The organism is Enterococcus sp. SB12 (assembly GCF_030910025.2).
Taxonomy (GTDB): Bacteria; Bacillota; Bacilli; order Lactobacillales; family Enterococcaceae; genus Enterococcus_B; species Enterococcus_B faecium.
The window spans coordinates 1,333,934-1,353,105 of the sequence record NZ_CP175675.1; the positions used below are offsets into that span (position 1 = coordinate 1,333,934).

The 19,172-nt window shown below is 37.2% G+C and carries 15 protein-coding genes and 1 pseudogene; 6 read left to right on the plus strand and 10 right to left on the minus strand.

The features are described 5' to 3' along the window. Nucleotides 1–148 precede the first annotated feature (148 nt). Genes RBL01_RS06605 through RBL01_RS06615 form a run of 3 tightly spaced genes read left to right on the plus strand, consistent with a single transcriptional unit; the run spans nucleotide 149 to nucleotide 3,849 of the window. Nucleotides 149–2,164: a BglG family transcription antiterminator gene (locus RBL01_RS06605; protein ID WP_002324095.1), complete on the plus strand. Its 2,016-nt coding sequence runs from the start codon at nucleotides 149–151 to the stop codon at nucleotides 2,162–2,164. 1 nt (nucleotide 2,165) lies between these two features. After that, a complete protein-coding gene (locus RBL01_RS06610) occupies nucleotides 2,166–2,450 on the plus strand; it encodes a PTS sugar transporter subunit IIB (protein WP_002286047.1) in 285 nt (94 codons plus the stop codon). 25 nt (nucleotides 2,451–2,475) lie between these two features. Next, complete coding sequence (locus RBL01_RS06615; RefSeq protein WP_002306740.1) at nucleotides 2,476–3,849, plus strand: PTS ascorbate transporter subunit IIC; 1,374 nt, start codon at nucleotides 2,476–2,478, stop codon at nucleotides 3,847–3,849. Between the two features lie 82 nt (nucleotides 3,850–3,931). Here RBL01_RS06615 and RBL01_RS06620 read toward each other — a convergent pair whose 3' ends face one another. Both RBL01_RS06620 and RBL01_RS06625 read right to left on the minus strand, forming a co-directional pair. Further along, nucleotides 3,932–5,947, minus strand: coding sequence for a family 78 glycoside hydrolase catalytic domain (locus tag RBL01_RS06620; RefSeq protein WP_002318773.1), 2,016 nt, complete (start codon nucleotides 5,945–5,947; stop codon nucleotides 3,932–3,934). 21 nt (nucleotides 5,948–5,968) lie between these two features. Beyond that, nucleotides 5,969–7,210, minus strand: coding sequence for an MFS transporter (locus tag RBL01_RS06625; RefSeq protein ID WP_258410477.1), 1,242 nt, complete (start codon nucleotides 7,208–7,210; stop codon nucleotides 5,969–5,971). Between the two features lie 192 nt (nucleotides 7,211–7,402). Between RBL01_RS06625 and RBL01_RS06630 the strand changes: the two genes are divergently transcribed. Beyond that, complete coding sequence (locus RBL01_RS06630) at nucleotides 7,403–8,347, plus strand: AraC family transcriptional regulator (protein WP_025477785.1); 945 nt, start codon at nucleotides 7,403–7,405, stop codon at nucleotides 8,345–8,347. 296 nt (nucleotides 8,348–8,643) lie between these two features. Beyond that, nucleotides 8,644–9,588, plus strand: a complete 945-nt coding sequence (locus tag RBL01_RS06635; protein WP_002289717.1) for an L-lactate dehydrogenase — start codon at nucleotides 8,644–8,646, stop codon at nucleotides 9,586–9,588. Between the two features lie 654 nt (nucleotides 9,589–10,242). Here RBL01_RS06635 and RBL01_RS06640 read toward each other — a convergent pair. The 4 genes from RBL01_RS06640 to topB all read right to left on the minus strand — a co-directional run bounded on the left by RBL01_RS06640 (nucleotide 10,243) and on the right by topB (nucleotide 13,721). Then, on the minus strand, nucleotides 10,243–10,641 hold the full coding sequence (locus RBL01_RS06640; RefSeq protein ID WP_002327039.1) for a type II toxin-antitoxin system death-on-curing family toxin: 399 nt from the start codon (nucleotides 10,639–10,641) through the stop codon (nucleotides 10,243–10,245). Nucleotides 10,642–10,644: 3 nt separating this feature from the next. Beyond that, on the minus strand, nucleotides 10,645–10,878 hold the full coding sequence (locus RBL01_RS06645; protein ID WP_072538460.1) for an AbrB/MazE/SpoVT family DNA-binding domain-containing protein: 234 nt from the start codon (nucleotides 10,876–10,878) through the stop codon (nucleotides 10,645–10,647). A gap of 159 nt (nucleotides 10,879–11,037) precedes the next feature. Then, a complete protein-coding gene (locus RBL01_RS06650; protein WP_002317704.1) occupies nucleotides 11,038–11,322 on the minus strand; it encodes a hypothetical protein in 285 nt (94 codons plus the stop codon). A gap of 170 nt (nucleotides 11,323–11,492) precedes the next feature. Next, nucleotides 11,493–13,721, minus strand: a complete 2,229-nt coding sequence (gene topB, locus RBL01_RS06655; protein ID WP_002327915.1) for a type IA DNA topoisomerase — start codon at nucleotides 13,719–13,721, stop codon at nucleotides 11,493–11,495. Nucleotides 13,722–13,968: 247 nt separating this feature from the next. Between topB and RBL01_RS06660 the strand changes: the two are divergent. After that, a pseudogene (locus RBL01_RS06660) lies at nucleotides 13,969–15,259 on the plus strand (ISL3-like element IS1251 family transposase). Nucleotides 15,260–15,399: 140 nt separating this feature from the next. On the opposite strand, the gene RBL01_RS06665 reads toward RBL01_RS06660, so the two are convergent. The 4 genes from RBL01_RS06665 to RBL01_RS06680 form a co-directional block, all read right to left on the minus strand. After that, nucleotides 15,400–15,810 (minus strand): VOC family protein, encoded by a 411-nt coding sequence (locus tag RBL01_RS06665; protein WP_002299733.1) that lies wholly within the window; start codon nucleotides 15,808–15,810, stop codon nucleotides 15,400–15,402. Nucleotides 15,811–15,926: 116 nt separating this feature from the next. Then, nucleotides 15,927–17,090: an LCP family protein gene (locus tag RBL01_RS06670; protein ID WP_002295866.1), complete on the minus strand. Its 1,164-nt coding sequence runs from the start codon at nucleotides 17,088–17,090 to the stop codon at nucleotides 15,927–15,929. A 177-nt stretch (nucleotides 17,091–17,267) separates the two neighbouring features. Beyond that, on the minus strand, nucleotides 17,268–18,122 hold the full coding sequence (gene aroE / locus RBL01_RS06675) for a shikimate dehydrogenase (protein WP_307780890.1): 855 nt from the start codon (nucleotides 18,120–18,122) through the stop codon (nucleotides 17,268–17,270). A 278-nt stretch (nucleotides 18,123–18,400) separates the two neighbouring features. Beyond that, entirely contained in the window at nucleotides 18,401–19,171 is a 771-nt protein-coding gene (locus RBL01_RS06680) for an ABC transporter ATP-binding protein (protein WP_002300968.1), read from the minus strand. Between the last annotated feature and the right edge of the window lies 1 nt (nucleotide 19,172).

Here is a 19,172-nt window from a genome sequence, read left to right on the forward strand (position 1 = left end):
ACATTTGGTCACCTGCTTTTTTTCTGTATCCATTCGATAGAAGTCGTTCGGTACAGTCGTAAAAAAAATCCAACTGTAAGTTGTACCAAACACCCCTCGATTTAAAAGCGCTACCATACTAGAATATAAGTAGGAGGTGAACAGCGCTGTGAACTACAAAATTAGTTATCTCCTGAAAACACCAAGAGAAATCAGTCTAGAAAAAGCAGCAGAGATCATCGAAGTAAATACAAGCGAGGCGATCAAACAATTAACTCCTTTTGCCGAATATGTGGATGATACCCATATCCGTATAAAGAAATTCCGAGCAATCGACTGGGCAGAAAAATTTTTGGATATTACTCGATTTGAAGCTGTGTATACCGAACAAGAGCGAAGAGATCTTCTTTATTTGATGGTTTATTCGACTGCAACGTCTGTTTCTGTTTTTCATTTTCAAGATTTTCTTCAGGTTTCTAAAGGGACAGTCCTGTCAGATATCAAAAAGATAAGAAATGAATTAGAAGTGGAAGATTGTCAGCTGTCGTATACTAGGAAAACTGGTTTTAGGCTGCTAGGGTCAGAAGCAATATTAAGAAGAGAAGCAAAAAATCGCACTGCTCGTTTGATGCAGTCACTTGCTGGAAGATTTGGGCTCACGTATTTAACCGCAACCCTTTCCATTGATTATTACGCCAAAGTTAGAGATTTGCTAGATAAAACGATTTCACTATCAGATCTTCGATTCGCACCAAATCGAATGGATGAATTAGCTTATTATTTGAGTTTGACAACCATTCGAATTGGAAAAACATCCATGGAACTGGTAAAAGATGCTGAACTGTTGGCTTCTCTTGCAGTCACTGACATTAGTCGACAAGTATTGACTGGCCTTGGCTATTCCGAACATCAAAATTCGGAGATTATATTTTTCTCTCTTTGCTTAGCATCGATCGTTGAAGGAGATGTCCAGGAGCCTGCACTTGATTTTTTGCTGGAATGTTCTTCAGAAGTCATCCATCGCATGGAATTCCTGATGGCCGTAGAATTTGATTCGTTTCGTGAATTATTGATGAATGTCTTTTATCACTTGGTCCCTGCCTATTTTCGTATTTCCTATTCTTTTTATTTACCTAATGTGATGATCGATCAAATTAAGCATCAATATGCTTCCATCTACGAAATGACAAGAAAAGCATTACTTCCGTTAGAAAGACGAATAGGGAAGAGCATCCCTGAAGAAGAGATTGGTTTTTTCACTATACTATTTGGCGGAGAGATCAGAAAAGCGGACGCAGAAGAAAGAAATAGAAAAATAAGAGCCGTGATCGTCTGTCCAAGTGGCATTAGCTCTTCATTGATCTTAAAAAGTGAACTTCAGCAATTATTCCCGATGATCTTTTTTACAGAGACTAATTCAGCTGACCGCTTACACGAGGTTGACGAAACTTCTTACGATATTATTTTTTCTACTGTACCTCTCACACTTACTGATAAGAAAAAGTCTCTCTATGTTCTGCATCCAATCATGACTGACTTGGAAAAAAATCAGCTGATCAATCAAGTACAAAGAGATTGGCTGATACCAGGATTTTCAATGCCTTCTGCCCAAGAATTGTTGTCGGCGCTACTGCCTTATATCGAATTAAAAGAAGGCGTAGACGAAGAAAAGCTCTATCAAGTATTAAATCGTAAAATGAACAAACTTTTAGAAAAGAAGGAGGATCAACGTCCTATGCTATCTGAATTATTAACAGAAGAAATGATCCAATTATCGGATCAACCAAAAAACTGGCAAGAAGCAATCACATTTGCCGCACAGCCGCTATTATCAGAAAATAAAATAGAAGAAAGTTATATCAAAGCTATGATTGAGCGCGTGGAGCAGTATGGTGCGTTTATCCATATTGGCGACCACATTGCATTACCTCATGCTCGTCCAGAAGATGGCGTAAATGAAGTAGGGATGTCTTTGCTGAAACTTCAACAACCTGTGGATCTGCTTGATGATCCTGCCCATCCCATTAGTTTGTTTATCTGTTTAGCTGCTATCGATAATGAGGCGCATCTTCGGGCGTTGGCAAATTTAACAAAGCTACTTTCTAATAAACAAAATCTTCAAGATTTATTACACGCATCAACAAAAGAAGAAATATTAGCGATCATAAGAAAAGGAGACGAATGATATGAAAATTTTTGCAGTATGTCAAAGTGGATTAGGAACAAGTTTTATGGTAGAGATGAACATCAAACAAGCACTTGCAGATCTTGGAGCAGATGTGGACGAGTTTGAAGTAAGTCATACGGATGTTGGAAGTGTATCTAGCGATATGGCTGATTATTTCTTCATTGAGCATTCTTTGAAAGATACGCTAACTTCTATACCTGATGAAAAGCTCGTACCTTTGCAATCGATCATTGACAGCGAAGAAGTAAAAGAAAAAGTAACGAAGATCTTGTCAAAAGAATAAAAATGATTCAAGGGAGGAACTATCAATGGATAAATTGTTGAATTTGTTTGTGTCAATCGTCAGTCAGCCCTCCATCCTCGTTTCTTTGATTGCACTGCTTGGTCTCGTTCTTCAGAAGAAGAAATTTTCAGAAGTGATCCAAGGAACTATCAAAACATTTGTCGGATTCCTAGTACTGATCGGCGGTGCTGGTCTAATCAGTAATTCACTAACCCCTTTTGCTTCGATGTTCCAAACAGCTCTGCATACTCAAGGAGTAGTTCCTAGCAATGAAGCAGTAGTGGCGATTGCTTTGCAACAATACGGTACACCTACTGCTTTGATCATGCTAGTAGGGATGATCGTGAATATTTTACTTGCTCGGTTCACAAGATATAAATTCATTTTTCTTACAGGTCAAGCAATGCTTTATGTTTCTTGTCTAACAGCAGTCATTTTAGTAAGCGCGGGGTTTACTGCAAATTTGTGGATGATCTTATTAGGCGGGGTCTTCGAAGGAACACTATTAACTATTACGCCTGCTCTTTGTCAACCGTTTATGAAGAACATCACTGGAAACAATCAAGTTGCGTTAGGGCATACCGGAAATATCGGTTATGCTTCTAGTGGATGGATCGGAAAGTTTTTTGGAAACAAAGACCGTTCTACAGAGGACATAAAGATTCCTAAAAGTTTCAGCTTTTTGCGAGATTCTACTGTATCGATCATGCTCTTGATGTCAATCGTATATGTCGCACTTGCTTTGTTAGCTGGTCCTGGATTTGTTGAAAGAGAACTAAGCAATGGAGACAACGCTGTAATCTTTGCACTGATCCAAGCTGGAACATTCACAGCTGGGTTTGTTATCGTCCTTCAAGGGGTTCGAATGGTATTGGCAGAAATCGTTCCAGCATTCCAAGGGATTGCTAAAAAACTCGTACCCGATTCTAAACCAGCATTAGATGTTCCTATCGTTTTTCCATATGCACCTAATGCTGTATTAATTGGCTTTTTTGTTAGCTTCTTTGTAGGAACACTATCCATGTTTGCTATGATAGGCTTGCAAACTACAGTTATCATTCCTGGGGTAGTAGGACATTTCTTCTGCGGAGCTGCTTCTGGTGTCTTCGGCAACTCGACTGGCGGTAGAAGAGGGGCGGTATTAGGTTCTGCTTTCAATAGCTTATTGATTAGTTGGCTGCCATTATTTATCCTTCCAGTATTAGGAGATCTTAAAATCGCTTCTTCTACATTTGCCGATACTGATTATCTAGTACCAGGACTTGTACTTGGGAAACTAGGAGAATACGGTCAAATGGCCTTGACAGTTGGAATCATCGCTTTCTTTTTACTTGTCGTATTATCTAGCTTTCTTTTTGCCGGAAAAAGAACAAACATTGTTTCTAAAGAACAGAATTAAGTAAACTTCAAAATAAAAATTGCTTGGACAATATCAGAAGAAGATTTAAAGTATTCTGATATGTCGCAAGCAATTTTTTGTTTTATGCATTTATTTTTGAATAGCTTGTTAAGACAAGTGGCTGTTTTGCTAGAAGAGGATAACTTTTACCATTCATTTTCACTGTTCCGCCTGTTCTATCAGAAGTAATCACGATCTTATCTTTTGTTTTTTCAAGCGAAATCTTTCCATCTTTGATAGGTAGCGTACAATTCAGTGTTTCAAATGAATCTAGATTAGGTTGTATCATAAATTCTTCATAACCTGGCTTTGTTGGATACAAACCGATAAAATAGCGTCCTAAAAGATAGATTGGGCTTGCTCCCCATGCATGGCATAAGCTTTTTCCATAAGGATCTCCATACATACTGTACTTTTCATTTCCTGTTTGAGTAGGGTCGTATTCTTCCCAGAAAGTTACCGCATCATGAGATAACATCCCTCCCCAATAATCAAGAATCGTTTGGTAGACGATATTCGTCTGTCCGAGTTTGCATAAAGCATCTTGTTCATAGAATTTGAAATATGGAGTAGTAATCTGTGTGATAGTGTCATTCAATAAGACATTCTTTAAGATCGATTGCTGTTGGTCTTTGTTAGCAAAATCGAATAAAACAGCGAAAATATTCGCATGACGCGTCACATTTCTTCTCCCAGATTCATAGCAATCGATAAAAGCGCCAAGTTCTTCATCCCAAAAGTAGTCAAATAGGTTTTGTTTCAATAGTTGATATTTTTCTTGATAGAGATGAGTATGATAATTTTCGTTCTCTCCATATGTTTCAGCTAAGATATCTCCGCAAGTGATCATGGAATGATAGGCTTTCAGTAATAAGACTTGTTCTGCAGCAAGCGTTCCTTCTTTATCCATTTCAGACCAATCAATAAATATCCAATCTTTTGCTCTCCCATAAATAAACCCTAATTCATTCGTTTGCTCCATCAAGTATCTCATTAATGATTGCATCTTAGGGTAGACGATGCGTAAAAATTCATAGTCTTTCGTCATCATATAGTGGTTTTCGATACCAATCAACCACAAGATCGAATAGTCAACGATAGTATTCATATGCTGCTTGATTTCATTTTGTCCTCTTAATGCTAATATCGTTCGTTTATTGATTTCCTCGTCAAAAAAAAGATATTGATTGATCATGAATGATTGATACGCATCTCCAGACCAAATCCAGCGATCTCGTTTGATACCGTCGATAAAAAACAAATCACTACATAACTTGAAGGTTTCTTCTGATACTGACCAGATCTGATTCAGTAAAGAAGAATCGCTTGAAAAAGCAACTTGTTTCGAAAGAGATAAAAATTCATGAAAAACTTGAAGTTGAACCATTCCAGTAGAAACCTCTGGTATAAACAAATAGCGAAAAGCGCGTTTACGAGCTTTCATTTTTCTTGTCATTCCTATTTGCTTATAGTAGCAATAATCGATATCCATAGCTTCTACATCGGACTCTCCATAACATAGAGTGATAGATTCGATGTGGTCATCCAGAGATATTAGTTCTACACAGCCATTCACTGCTCGCCCAAAATCGAATAAGATTCCTCCGCCAGTCTCCGTTTCAGTGACTGGATGGACGCATTCTTTTTGATAATAGATTTGATTTGGGTCTTTTGCGATATCGACATAAAGCGGACTCCAGCCAGCTGGATATTCTTCAATAAAATTACTTGCTGTCCAGCCAATATCTGATTTTACTTCGTCTCCCTCGATAAACATCGCTGGTAGCCCTGATGTATGTCCTACAAAGATACGAATTTTTGCTTTACCAGCTGGACAAGTCAGCCATTTTCCACATGGATGTTTTTGTCCATTAATTTCTACATACCCAACTCCTTGGATCGTCACTTTAAACATGGAAGGTTGATCAAGAAAGTAATATCTCTTAAACTTGACGTTCCGATGGCAATCATCCATGTACCAGTACGCTGGCCAGTCAAAACCTCGTTCTTCCCGTTGGAAATTTTGTAGCAGTCCATGGCGGATCTCAAAGTCTCCAGGATACCAAAGCCATCTATCTTTATGTTTTTCATTTGTCATTTTACACGACCTCCATCAAATTTATTTTGTTGTCAATTGTTCTTTTATTTCTTCATCTACTCTTATCACTGTCTTTCTATTCGTCCTGTGTACTACTAGAAGGCTAATAAGCGCGCTAATCAACAGCAAGATACTGCCATTGACGAAAACAGCAAGTGTTTTACTCCCAAGAGAAGCAAAAGAGAGAAAGAGCAAACCATATGGTGCAATGAAAGTACCTAAATTAGCGCCAACCAATAAGATTGAAGTATTGAAACTCTCCGCGTGCTTGGGCGCTTGGATACTTACTTGGTTGAATAAGTAAGGAATGAATAACGAAAAAGAAATTCCTGTTAGGATCGCACCAAACCCAATCACATACAGGTTTATCACAGTGGCAATCAATACAAAGCCGATTCCCATCAGTAGTAAAGAAAGTGTAAGCATATAGCGATGTGCTTTTGTCTGAAGCCAGCCAAAACAAACTCCGGCAGCCATACTTGCCAATTGCATGATTGTTAAGATATTCGCTGCATTAGTTTCGTTTCCTAGAGAATAAGTCGTCAGGACTGTGGCTAATTTAATCGATACAGCATTATATACCACGATGACCAGCAAGAGAAAAATACCATAACTAATCATTTTAGGATTCGTTTTGATTACTTGTCTTGTTGGGGCTTTGCCATGTGATTGAAGTTCAGTTGTTTCAGGTGTAGGAACAAACAAAACAAACAAGACAAGAATAGGTAAGCTGATGGCGTAGATTAAAAAGGTATATTGCCAACCTAACTGTACTAGCTGTCCTGCAACAAATGTCATTAAAGCTGCACCAAATCCTTGAAATGCACTTTGAAAACCAATCATAGAGGCTCGTTCATCTCCGTGATAAAAGGCAGCAATCATGCTGACTGCCAAAGAATTGATCAATCCAAAGCCAATACCTAGTCCAGCTCTTGAAGCTAAGACAATACTGTAACTTTGTGAGAAGAGGGGGAGGATACCACAAATCGATGCAATCACTAATCCGATGATCACAGTTTGTTTTTGTCCGATTTTCCTAGCAATAAAACTACTAATCAAAACAAAAATAGTGACCATAAAGGAGGGAGCAGTCGTTAATAATTCAACAGCAGATAAAGAACGCGTGACATAAGTAGCTGACATACTGGGAATTGCAGACGTGACTGCACCAGCAGAAGTCAGAATAAGAGAGACTGACAGCAGAGAAAATTTCATCATCTTTTTATTCATAAGCATGTTCCTTTCATTTTTGTAAGCGCTTATCAAAAATATAGTATGAAGTGGTTATTCTCTCAATAGCGGAATCACAGGAAGTTCATGTCCCAACCATAGAAAGTCTTTATGAAACCAAAAATAGCTTTGCATATAATAGCAGTACAGCGTAAACTAATAAGCGAAAGAAACCACTTACAAAAAGGAGGGAGTCAATTGGAACTAGCTGAATTAGACACTTTTTTGCGTAACGAAGAATCAATCGAAACTCTGCAGCGTGAACAAGGAATGAATATCAATGATTTAAACTTAGCTTACCATCTTCAGACACCGCCAAAAATCCACCGAGGAGATCTATTTCAACAGGGAAATATTCATATCAGTAAACACCGTCGATATGCGGAAGTTCCCGAGCATACACATGATTTTGTTGAAATCAATTATATGTATAACGGTACATGTTTACAAATTATCAATGGAGAAAGGATAGAGATGGAAGAAAGTGACGTGGTGATCATTGATAAAGAAGCTACTCAAAGAATCGAATACACAGGGCAAGAGGATATTTTAATCAACATCTTATTAAAAGAAGAAACCTTATCTACAGAGATATTGAATCATTTGGCAAGCACAAATAATCTACTTTCTTCTTTTTTGATCAATGCATCAAAAGAAAAAGGGGAACATACACAATTCATTCATTTTCGCGGCGGAAAAACAAGTCGTTTGACGCATTTGATTGAAAATATGCTGTTGATTTATTTTGATACATACAGTCATAAGATCCGTTCGTTAAATCTCTATACATCACTATTACTGATCGAATTGACTCATTTATTAGAACAACAAAGCTTTTCATCAGCAGATGGATGCGCAGAAAATGAGATGCTTAGAGTATTAGATTATATCGATAAGCATTTTACTTCTTGTACGTTAAAAGAAACAGCAGCTCATTTTGGCTACAATCCGGTCTATCTTAGTAATAAATTGAAAATGTATTTTGATGCTTCCTTTCAAGAACTGGTTCTAAAGAAAAAATTCGACTTTGCGTTGGAACTGATTCAAGAAACGAGTTTTTCGTTGGAAGAAATCGCTAATCGTATCGGATATAAACAAACGACTTCTTTATTCAAATTATTCAAGAAGTATTCAACATGTACTCCCAATGAATGGAGAAATAAACATTAAGAAGAAAATCTTTCACTAAAGCATATGAAGGAAAATTGTTTTAGGTGCGGTTGCTGTCTTATTATATCGTTGCAGCGAATTTTTTTTGGATTTATTTTCAGTTCTAAACTTTTGGTTGTATTATCAGGGGATATAGGTGTAAACATTTGTCATTTATCTGTTATGCGTATTCAGGAATTCGTTTCCATCAAAAATTATAATAACAACTATTATAATTAACATGTTGATAAAATGAATAAACAAGACTATACTTTTCATGAAAGTAACAAATAGTTATGAAAAGGAGCTGTTTATTCATGAAAAAAACAAGTCGTAAAGTAGTAATCGTCGGTACAGGTTTTGTTGGAACAAGTATCGCTTATGCAATGATCAACCAAGGAATCTCTAATGAATTAGTATTGATCGATGTGAATCAAGAAAAAGCAGAAGGGGAAGCATTGGACCTTTTAGATGGTATGGCTTGGGGCGATGAAAATGTGGCTGTATGGTCAGGTGGCTATGAAGAGTGTAAAGATGCTGATATCGTTGTTATCACAGCTGGTATCAACCAAAAACCTGGTCAATCTCGTTTAGATTTAGTTAAAACAAATGCGTCAATCATGCGCCAAATCGTAAAAGAAATCATGGGATCAGGATTCGACGGTATTATCGTTGTTGCTTCAAACCCAGTAGATATTTTGACATATATCGCTTGGAACGAATCTGGTCTGCCAACATCACGTGTTATCGGTACTGGAACAACATTGGATACAACTCGTTTCCGTAAAGAAATCGCATTGAAATTAAAAGTTGACCCACGCAGCGTCCACGGCTATATCTTAGGTGAACATGGTGATTCAGAAGTTGCTGCATGGTCACATACAACTGTCGGTGGTAAACCAGTGTTTGAAATTGTAGAAAAAGACCATCGTATTGCCCAAGATGAATTAGATGTGATTGCTGATAAAGTCCGTAATGCTGCTTATGAGATCATTGATCGTAAAAAAGCAACTTACTATGGTATTGGTATGAGTACTGCACGTATCGTAAAAGCTATCTTGAATAACGAACAAGCTGTATTGCCTGTATCTGCTTATTTAACTGGTGAATACGACGAAAAAGATATCTTTACAGGTGTGCCATCAATCGTTGACGAAAATGGTGTTCGTGAAGTTGTTGAATTATCAATCAACGAAGAAGAAAAAGCAATGTTCAGCAAATCAACAAGTGCTTTAAGAGAAGTATTGAACACTGTATTATAAGAAACAATGAATATGAACTAAAAATCCTAAAACTGCTTAACAGCTGAAATAGCTGTTAAGCAGTTTTTTATTGATATCTAATAGGTAAGCAAATAAACAGAATGGTTAAAATTAATCGGTCCAAAAATGTATCCGTACATATGAACATATGAAATTTAATCTGTTGATTACAATAAGCGAATCGTTATCAATGTTTATCTGTGGTTAATTAAAAAATCCTTCTGCAACGGCAAATATCTAATTCGTTCATATTTGATTAACTGAATAAAGAAACTGGTTTTTATCATTCAATTAAACGACAAAAAAAGTAAGAAAAACTGCAAAATTTTTTTATAATTTTGCATAAGCAGATTTTGATGGAAAAATGACGATTTTTGATAAAAAACCGTTCGAGAGAGGTTTATCATTTTTTGAATCTACTTTGTATAATATATATTATGTTAACTAAAATATATAAAAAATCAGCCCACTAGTTCTAAATTACTATTTCCTACTATTCACTCTTTTGTATTCCTTTTAAATCAATTATTTCAAAATTAATCCATATTTTCCATATTTTTATGAAAAAACTATTTTGTATGATTAACCATAAAAAAATCAGCATATTCCTTAATGACATGCTGATCTAATTGAGAAATAAAGTTTTTAATTCGTTCATTTTATTGCGGTTTGTCGTAAATAATTGGTTATCTTGGACTTTAGTGAATCGAAATCCAATGAACTAGTGGTAATCATCATGATAAAATCAACAGCTTCTTGACGAGAAAAAGCAACTGGACAATTATTCAATTGAAGAAACAACAACATGGCAACAAGAGCAGTTCGTTTATTGCCATTATGAAAAGGATGTTTTTTAGCTAAATTAATTGCTAAAATCGCCGCTTTTTCATAGACTTCGGGATAGAGTTCTTGATTAAATACTACTTGTGAAGGCTGTTTGACGGCCATATCTAATGCATTTGCATCTTTTACACCGATCATTTCGCCTGGCGAGTGACGTAAAATAACTTTCGCGTTGATTTTGATAATTTCTTTAGTCGAAAGATACCTCATAAATCAACCAAATAAATCTTTTAACGCGTCTTCATATTGATTCATGATCGAATCAACTAATGAATCAATATCAGGTTCTTCTTGTGCTTTGATCATTCGTACAGAACCATCAGATTGAAAAACATAACTGATTGCGTCACCTGTCTGCACACCTATAAATTCTTTTACTTCTGGTGGGATAGTTGTCACATCGCTATTGCCAGATTTTCTAATTTTATACTTTTTCATTTTTTTCATATTTCGCCACCCTCTATACCATTCTCATTCTATAGTAAGTACATTATATCCAAGTATATACATTTAATCAATGTATATACTTTTATTTTTCTTTTTCTTACGAAAAAATGACAAAGAAAAAAGTTTGTGACATGACTTTTGTCACAAACTCTCGTATTCTTAACCAAAATATTGATGAAATACTTGTGTAATAACTGGTAGAAAATAAATAATGATCATAGCCGCTACCACCATCAACAATTGTTTTCGCTGTTTCTTTCGCTTTAGCATGCTTGTCGTTTTATGAAAAAAATAAGTAGCGCTTTTAGCTCCTGCAGTCAAAGTCGATAAAATCAACGTTGGTGAATATGCTGTTTGATTGTGCGTCAATGACAACAACTTCGTCCCGTAATCAGGATACTTTAGAAATGCTTGGTACACAGCCACAATCGTAATTGCTCCCATAAGATAATTTAAAAATGAATGCACTTTTTTCAAATAAAAAAACTCCTTGCTATCTATATAAAATCAGCCTACCCCAACATTTTTGCTTGATTGACTGATATTTTTTAGTTTTATTGGTATTTATATTCTCACTTTTCGGAATAAATATTTTGCTATTTCATTGTTTTCATTTACTCTACTTCGTTTTCATTATTTTTTCTTGATGTTTCTTTGTTTCCATCTACTGCTTTTGTTCCACTGTTTTCGATCCAAGGAAAAGAAAAACCGATTGTCATATCTTCTTTTAATACTAAAACTGCATCGAATTTCCCTTTTTTACCAGTAAAACCTTTGACAACTTTACTTGTCTTTCCTTTTGAAAGCAAATCTCTGAGATTCGTTTTAGTCAGCTTCTTTTTAGCTACTGTTGGCCACAATTTGAAGTCGCATTCCGGATTCAAGCATGTAGCGATTTTAGGATAAAGCATGACTATCCCCTTTTTACATTTTGGACATCTTCCTAATTGATCGTTTTTCTTCTCCATCGCTTTTATCTGTCGTGTCCCGCTAATCTCATCTGAAAAGTCTACCTTGTCGATTTGATTAGGAACTTCTGCTAATAAATGTAGGATGAATTTTTTGATATTCTCTAAAAAAACAGATGGTGTCCCCTCTTGTTTACCAATTTTTCTCAAGTACCCTTCCCAGTGCGCAGTCATTTCTGCGCTCGTCAGTAATGGTTCATTGGCTACTGCCTTACAAAGAGTGATTCCTTTTGGCGTAACAGTTATTTCGTTTTTATTGACTTCGATGTAATGCTTCTGCTTAAGATTTTCAATGATATTGGCTCGTGTAGCTTCTGTCCCTATTCCTTCTACTTCTTTGAGAATTTCTTGCGCTTCATCATTATCCAGCGTTTTTCCCGCAGTTTTCATTGCTGTGATCAACGTTCCTTCGGTATAGGGTTTTGGAGGTTGTGTTTCTTTCTCCATGCTTTTCAGTTCTACTTCTGCTTCTTCATTTTCTACGATAGGAGGAAGAGTCTGAGCTTCTTTCTTTTTTGACTTGATGCGTAAGATTTCCTGCCAACCTTGCTGTAATGGGATCTTTCCGATGCTTTTTAGCTTTAATTGCTGTACGCCCGTCATTACGGTCGTCTCTTCGTAGATATAATCTGCAGCAAACATAGCCACAGTAGTGCGCAAAACTTGCAAATAGATTGCTTGCTGTAATTTGGAAAGCTTCGCAAAGCGTGCAGGAGTCGGAATCGTCTTTGTCGGAATAATTGCATGATGTTCTTGAACTTTTTTCGCATCGACATATCGTTTCTTTGCTTTGATCTCAGTTGTCTGTACTTCTTCTATTCCTAAAAATTTTTTATAATTTTGCAGATGTTTAACCAGATACTGATGCTCATTTTCTGTAATGTAAAAGGAATCCGTTCTTGGATAGCTTAGAAACTTGCTTTCGTACAATCCTTGAGCAGCATCAAGTGTAGCTTTGGCACTTGCTTTCATTAGCTGATTCATCTTTGTCTGCAAACTAGATAGCGAAAATAAACGTGGACTATGCAACCTCTTTTCCTTTTTCGTAACTTCAAGAATCCGTCCGTTTTGCTTACCTAAATGCGCTCCAAGTTTTTCTATTTCCTTCGTTAACTCTTCTTGGGTTTTAAATGCTTTTTTTTGTACGACTTTTCCAGAAAACTGCCCTTTGTTTGTCGTAATTAAACCTTCTCCTTCAAAGTACGTTTCTTTTTTGAAGTGTTTGATTTCTTCTTGCAGCTGATAAATCATATAGAGTGTCGGTGTTTGTACACGACCAAGAGAAAAACTGCCATCAATCCCTTTTCGTTGAAGTAGCAAGCTATATAATGGACTTCCATTCATTCCAATCAGCCAATCAGCGTTCTGCCTTGCTTGCGCTTCTTTATATTTTGGAAAATAGTTCTTCCCAGGTTGAAGATTCTTAAAACCATCATAGATTGCTTCTTTTTCAAGAGAATTGATCCACAAACGTAAATAGTTCTTTTCCTTAGAAAATGCGTTTGCTTGTCGAATAATCGACCACGCGATGGCTTCACCTTCTCGATCACCATCTGTTGCAATAATGATGGTATCAGCTGACTGTAACTCTCGTTTTACGATCGAAAATTGTGTACGTTTGTCCCTTGGAACTTCGTAACGGAAGGTTTCTGGGAAAATAGGCAAATTTTCTAACGACCATTTTGCCCAACGCTCTTCATAAGCTCCTGGAGCAACCATATCTACCAAATGTCCAAAACCATAAGTGATGGTTACTTCACCAGCAAACAATGGATCGCTGATTTCATAATACCCTTCATGTCGCTTTCGCTGTTGGAAGGTTTCGGCATAGGCTTTTGCTTGTGAAGGTTTTTCAGCTAGTATCACCGTCTTCATCTTCTGACCTCCGTTACTTGATTTTTGCGGACTTCTCTATTATGGAACATATTTTCGCATCTGGCAATAAAAAAAAGATACCGTATAGTCGAAATAGGCACAAAAAACATCAAGCAAACAAGGCTCTATACTTTTTGATGTTGGTGGATGACACCAGCATCTTTTTTATTTTCCAAAACATATAGAAAAGACACCTTGAAATCCTTTAGAATTAATTTGGCGAACCAACCCAAAAGGAGGAATCAAGATGTCTTACACTCACCTTATCAAAGAAACATTAGATATTCTAGACTTATCAGTTACTTTTAACGAAAATTGTCTCACAAAAGAAAAATACAAAGGGCAAATCTGTCATATTTATCGTGGAAACTTGATTTATACAGCCCAAGAATGCATCCACTGTAAACACCAGATTGCTTCAGATATTGTGCGTTGGGGTACAACAACCGTCCGGTTGTTAATGAACGATGTTTCTGAATACCGTACCTACCTCGAATTGAAAAAGCAACGCTTCAAATGCAAAGCTTGTCAGCGGACCTTTGTCGCAGATACTTCTGTTGCGAAAAAACATTGTTTCATCAGTGAGAAAGTCCGCTGGTCTGTCGTGACTCGTCTGAAAAAATACCTCAATGACAGAGATCGCCGCTCAGAAAAATCTATCGGTCTCTTCTGTTTACCGTATTATGAAGCGATTTTATCGTCCGTTGAATCCTTTTCGGACACCGTTACCTAAGGTACTTTGTTTTGATGAATTCAAATCAGTTCGGGGTGTTTCAGGTGCTATGAGTTTCATCATGATGGATGGACAAACACAGCGCTTATTGGACATTGTCGAGAACCGACAACTGCCTTTTTTAAAACGTTATTTTAGTCATTTTTCACGAGAAATTCGTGAAGCGGTCGAATGGATCGTGATTGATATGTACGCTCCTTATGTATCGCTCGTTAAAAAGCTGTTTCCAAAAGCACAGCTGATTATTGACCGGTTTCACATCGTCCAACATATTGGTCGTACCTTTCGCAATCATCGAATCAAAGAAACGAACCAACTATTAAAAAGCAAAGAACAAAAACACTATCAATTAGGTAAGCAATTAAAAAGATACTGGAAACTTCTTCAAAAAGATGAACGCAAGCTTGATTATACTCGACGCCTTTGGCGACCTGGCTTCAAAGCTCATTTAACAGAGACCGATATTGTGGATCGCTTACTGAAAGGGAGCCCTGCTTTGCGTGTAGGCTATCAGTTATATCAAGACTTTCTTTACGCTGTAAAGGAACGAGACTACGTATCGTTTGAAGAACTACTTACCAATAATATCATGCTTCCCGAAGGCTATCAGACGACCTTGAGAACGTTCCAGAAATTTCTGCCACAAATCAAAAATGCTTTACAACAAAGTTATTCAAATGGCCCACTTGAATGTCTGAACAACCATATCAAAGTGTTAAAACGAAATGCATATGGCTTTCGTAGCTTTTATAATTTCAAATTGCGCATCATGATTCGTCATGGCAACGCATTGATTTTCAACTAAAAAAGATCAAGAGGAACTGATCCACTTGATCTCCAATTATTCTAAGATTTCTCTTTACCAACATCATTTGACAAAGAGCCGCAAACAATCGATGTTCCGTTTGCTGCATGATGTTTCCAAAAAATATTCATCTTTAGCTGTCACTCTTGGTTGATCTGCCAGTTGATGCCAAATCGATCAGTTACCATCCCATACAATTGAGCCCACGGAACAGCATCCAGTGGCATCTCAATCTTACCACCCTCAGCTAAGCTTTCAAATAGGCGCTTCGTTTCTTCTTCATTTCTTGTCTGGATGACTAAAGAAACATTATTTCCCACAACTAATTCAGGACCAATTCCTTCTGGCGTATCTGCAAACATAACTAATGTATCATAAATGTTCAGCCGTGCATTCGTGATTAGATTTTTTGCTTCTTCTGGCAAGTTCATTTGTTCTATTCCAGGCATTTCACCGTATGTGGTGATACCTGATGCTTCAGTCTCAAAAACTTTTTCATAAAAAGCGATGGCTTCACGCGACTCATTTTTGAAGTTCAGATAGATATCCAATGTAAACAGCTCCTCTCTTGGTTAAATCTACCATAAGAAAGCGTTTTTTACGAGTGAATCGTTTGATTGATTCATGACAAAAGCCTTGCGCAGCTTCTTCTTGATCTTTTTTATGATCATTTATTCAAAAAATCTGTAATAGCAGATTGATTCATTTGATTATCAATTTCAAGAATACTGCCAGCATAATCACTTTGCCCATAATTCCACGAACCGTCTACTGGCACACTTATTCGATCAATGCCACCAGCTCCTCGTGCAATCGAAAAGAGGTTTTTCGTCAAGAACCAAGCAGTGACATCTGTGGATGTATACCCTAAAGCTTTACCAGCTGCATAAGGTGCACGGATCAGATTCAACGGATTCTTCAATTGGCTGAAAATAGCGTTCATTACTTGCTGTTGGCGTCTGACACGGCCAAAGTCTCCTTGTTCATCCATTCGGAAACGTGCATACTGCAAAAGAACATGTCCATCCATCTTCTGGACCCCTTTTTTAATATCTACACCATCCAGATTCAGATCTTTTTCTGCATCGATCTTCACTCCGTTCATGAATAAGGCATCGATCACTTTTTCAAACGATTTGAAATCGACTTTCGCATAGTATTGACAATCGATTCCAAAATTTTCTACTAAAGTTTGACGCACTAGATCGGCTCCTCCGTATGCATAAGCTGAATTGATCTTATTTTGTCCTACCCCTGGGATCGTAACGAAGCTGTCACGCATAAAAGAAATCAGTTTCGGCTTATGGGAAGGGCCATCCAACTGTAAGACCATGATCGTATCGGCTCGCCCGGCATCTTCTCCGCGTGTATCACTTCCAAGGATCAAAATATTATGCGCACCATTCGTCGCTTTTTGCCCATGAAAGGTTTCTGAAGTCGCTGCCTCTAAGCTTGTGTCATGTTCAGCTACATATTTACCAATAAAAAATGAGATACCTGAATAAAGGATCAAAACAAGCAAAATCGATAGAATGATTTTTTTCCACGATCGCTTTCTTCGAGGTTTTAACGGTTTGTTCTTCTTTTGCCGATTGAAAAATTTTTTATTTTTTTGTTGTTCTTCTGCTCTTGGTGCATCTCTGTATATCTGTTGCTCGTATTGGTTCAAATGTTCAAATGAATGCTGCTCTCTTTCATAAATACGGGTAGCATCTTCCTCATTTTCCATACGCGTTCGTTTTCGTTCTCTTCTAGCAAAAATACTCCCCGTATCCCGCTTCAGAGGTTTCGCCTTCTTATGGATGTCCTTATAGCGATCCATCCGACTCATTGTGGTTCCTCCTCGTTTCTTACTGATAAATAAAGGATACGATAACCAATCGACAAAAGCCTATCATTTTTTGATAATTTAATAAAAAATAACGAAATAAATGCTTCGATACATAAAGGATTACTTTTCTTGAGACCGTTTATGCGAGAATAAAAGATCTTTATCTATTATCCTTTTTTAATCAAACAGCTTTTCAATCACATGGATCGGCATCTTTTCCTTTGTCAATAATTCAAACGCGATTGCTCCTTGGTAGATCAACATGCCAAGTCCATCGTATCCTTTTGCTCCTACTTTTTTTGCTTCTTTTAATAAACGTGTTTCTCTAGGTGCATAAATCAAATCAAAAACCGCTAGATTCTCATGCATCATGCTTATATCTAAGAGCGGTGACTGATTGATTTTCTTTCCCATCCCGATATCTGTCGCATTGACTAGAAGACAGCTTTCTTTCAAGTCTTTTCTTAATTGATGCGTATCGGCAAAGTCACGAACTTTTATCTTACAAGAAGTTCGATAGCTGAGTTGTTCGAATGTTTCTTTTATTTGAGCGAATGTTTGGTTGTTTCGTTTATAAACTACGATTTCCTCAGCGCCGTCTAACGCTGCTTGAACAGTGACTGCCTTTGCTGCACCTCCAGCGCCCAGTAGAGTCATTTTTTTCTTTTTGATCGAAATCCCAGCTTCTTGCACGGATTGCATGAAGCCCGCACCATCGGTATTATAGCCAATCAAACGACCCTTTTCGTGCACGATTGTATTCACTGCTCCGATCAATTGCGCTTCCTGGCTTACCTCATCCAGATAAGGAATAACCGCTGTTTTATTCGGCATCGAAAGGTTTACACCTAACATATCAAAAGTTCGAATACTTTCGACTGCTTGCTTCAAATTCATTGGATTTACTTTGAAAGCTAAATACACCGCATCGATGTTGTTTGCTTCAAAAGCAGTATTGTGCATCAATGGAGATAAACTGTGAGAAGCTGGATCAGCAAAGAGCCCAGCTAATTTGGTTTGTCCAGAAATCATCTTATTCCTCCTTTGTTCTTGCTTCAATAAAAAAAGCCACTTAGCGTTTGATACGAAAAAGTACGAAACGTCTAGGTGGCAAAGTAGCAAATTCTTTTCTCATCGTTTACTTGTCAGAGCAAAGAATATTCTATTTAATTGTTAAAATCATTGACTACGTGATCCTACAAAACACCCAAATATGTTTAATTGTTTATTGTTTTAAGTATAGGATGAATCAAAGGAAGATGTCAATGAGTTTTCAAGTCCTTCTACTGAAAGGAATTTTTCTGTCGAAATCAATCCACTACTTCTTCAAAGAACTGCAAAAGGTCGCCCATTGTCAAATGTTGCTTTTCTTTTTCAGAAATATCTTGAACGATTTTCCCTTTTTGGAGTACGATCAGACGATTTCCGTATTTCAAGGCGTCTTCCATTCGATGCGTGATCATGAGACAAGTCAATTTTTGTTCATTGATCCGCTGATTTGTTAATCGCATTAATGCTTTAGCTGTTTTAGGATCTAAAGCTGCAGTATGTTCATCTAATAATAGTAACTCAGGAGCTGTGATCGTCGCCATCAGCAAGCTTAATGCTTGGCGTTGACCACCAGATAATTCACCCGCTGGAGTATCCAAGTGTTGCTCTAGGCCATTACCGACTTCTTTACATAGTCTGAAAAAATCTTCTTTTTGATTTTTCAAGTTACGTAAACGGAATTTCCGTTTTTGACCTCTTTTTTGTGCAAGTAGCAAATTTTCTGCTACTGTCATCCGAGGAGCCGTTCCCATCTTGGGGTCTTGGAAAACTCGAGAAAGGAATCGTGCTCTTTTTTCTTCTGAATCTTTTGTGATCAGCTGATCTTTAAAAGAGATCGATCCTTGACTGAGTTGAAGCGTACCAGCGATCGTATTGAACAGTGTGCTTTTTCCAGCACCATTCCCGCCAAGGACAGTGATGAAGTCCCCTTCTCTGATTGTAAGGTTAATTTCATCCAATAGTACTTTCTCTTCATTCATTCCATTGTTTACGACTTTTCTGCCATTTTTGATTGTCAATATATCAGTCATT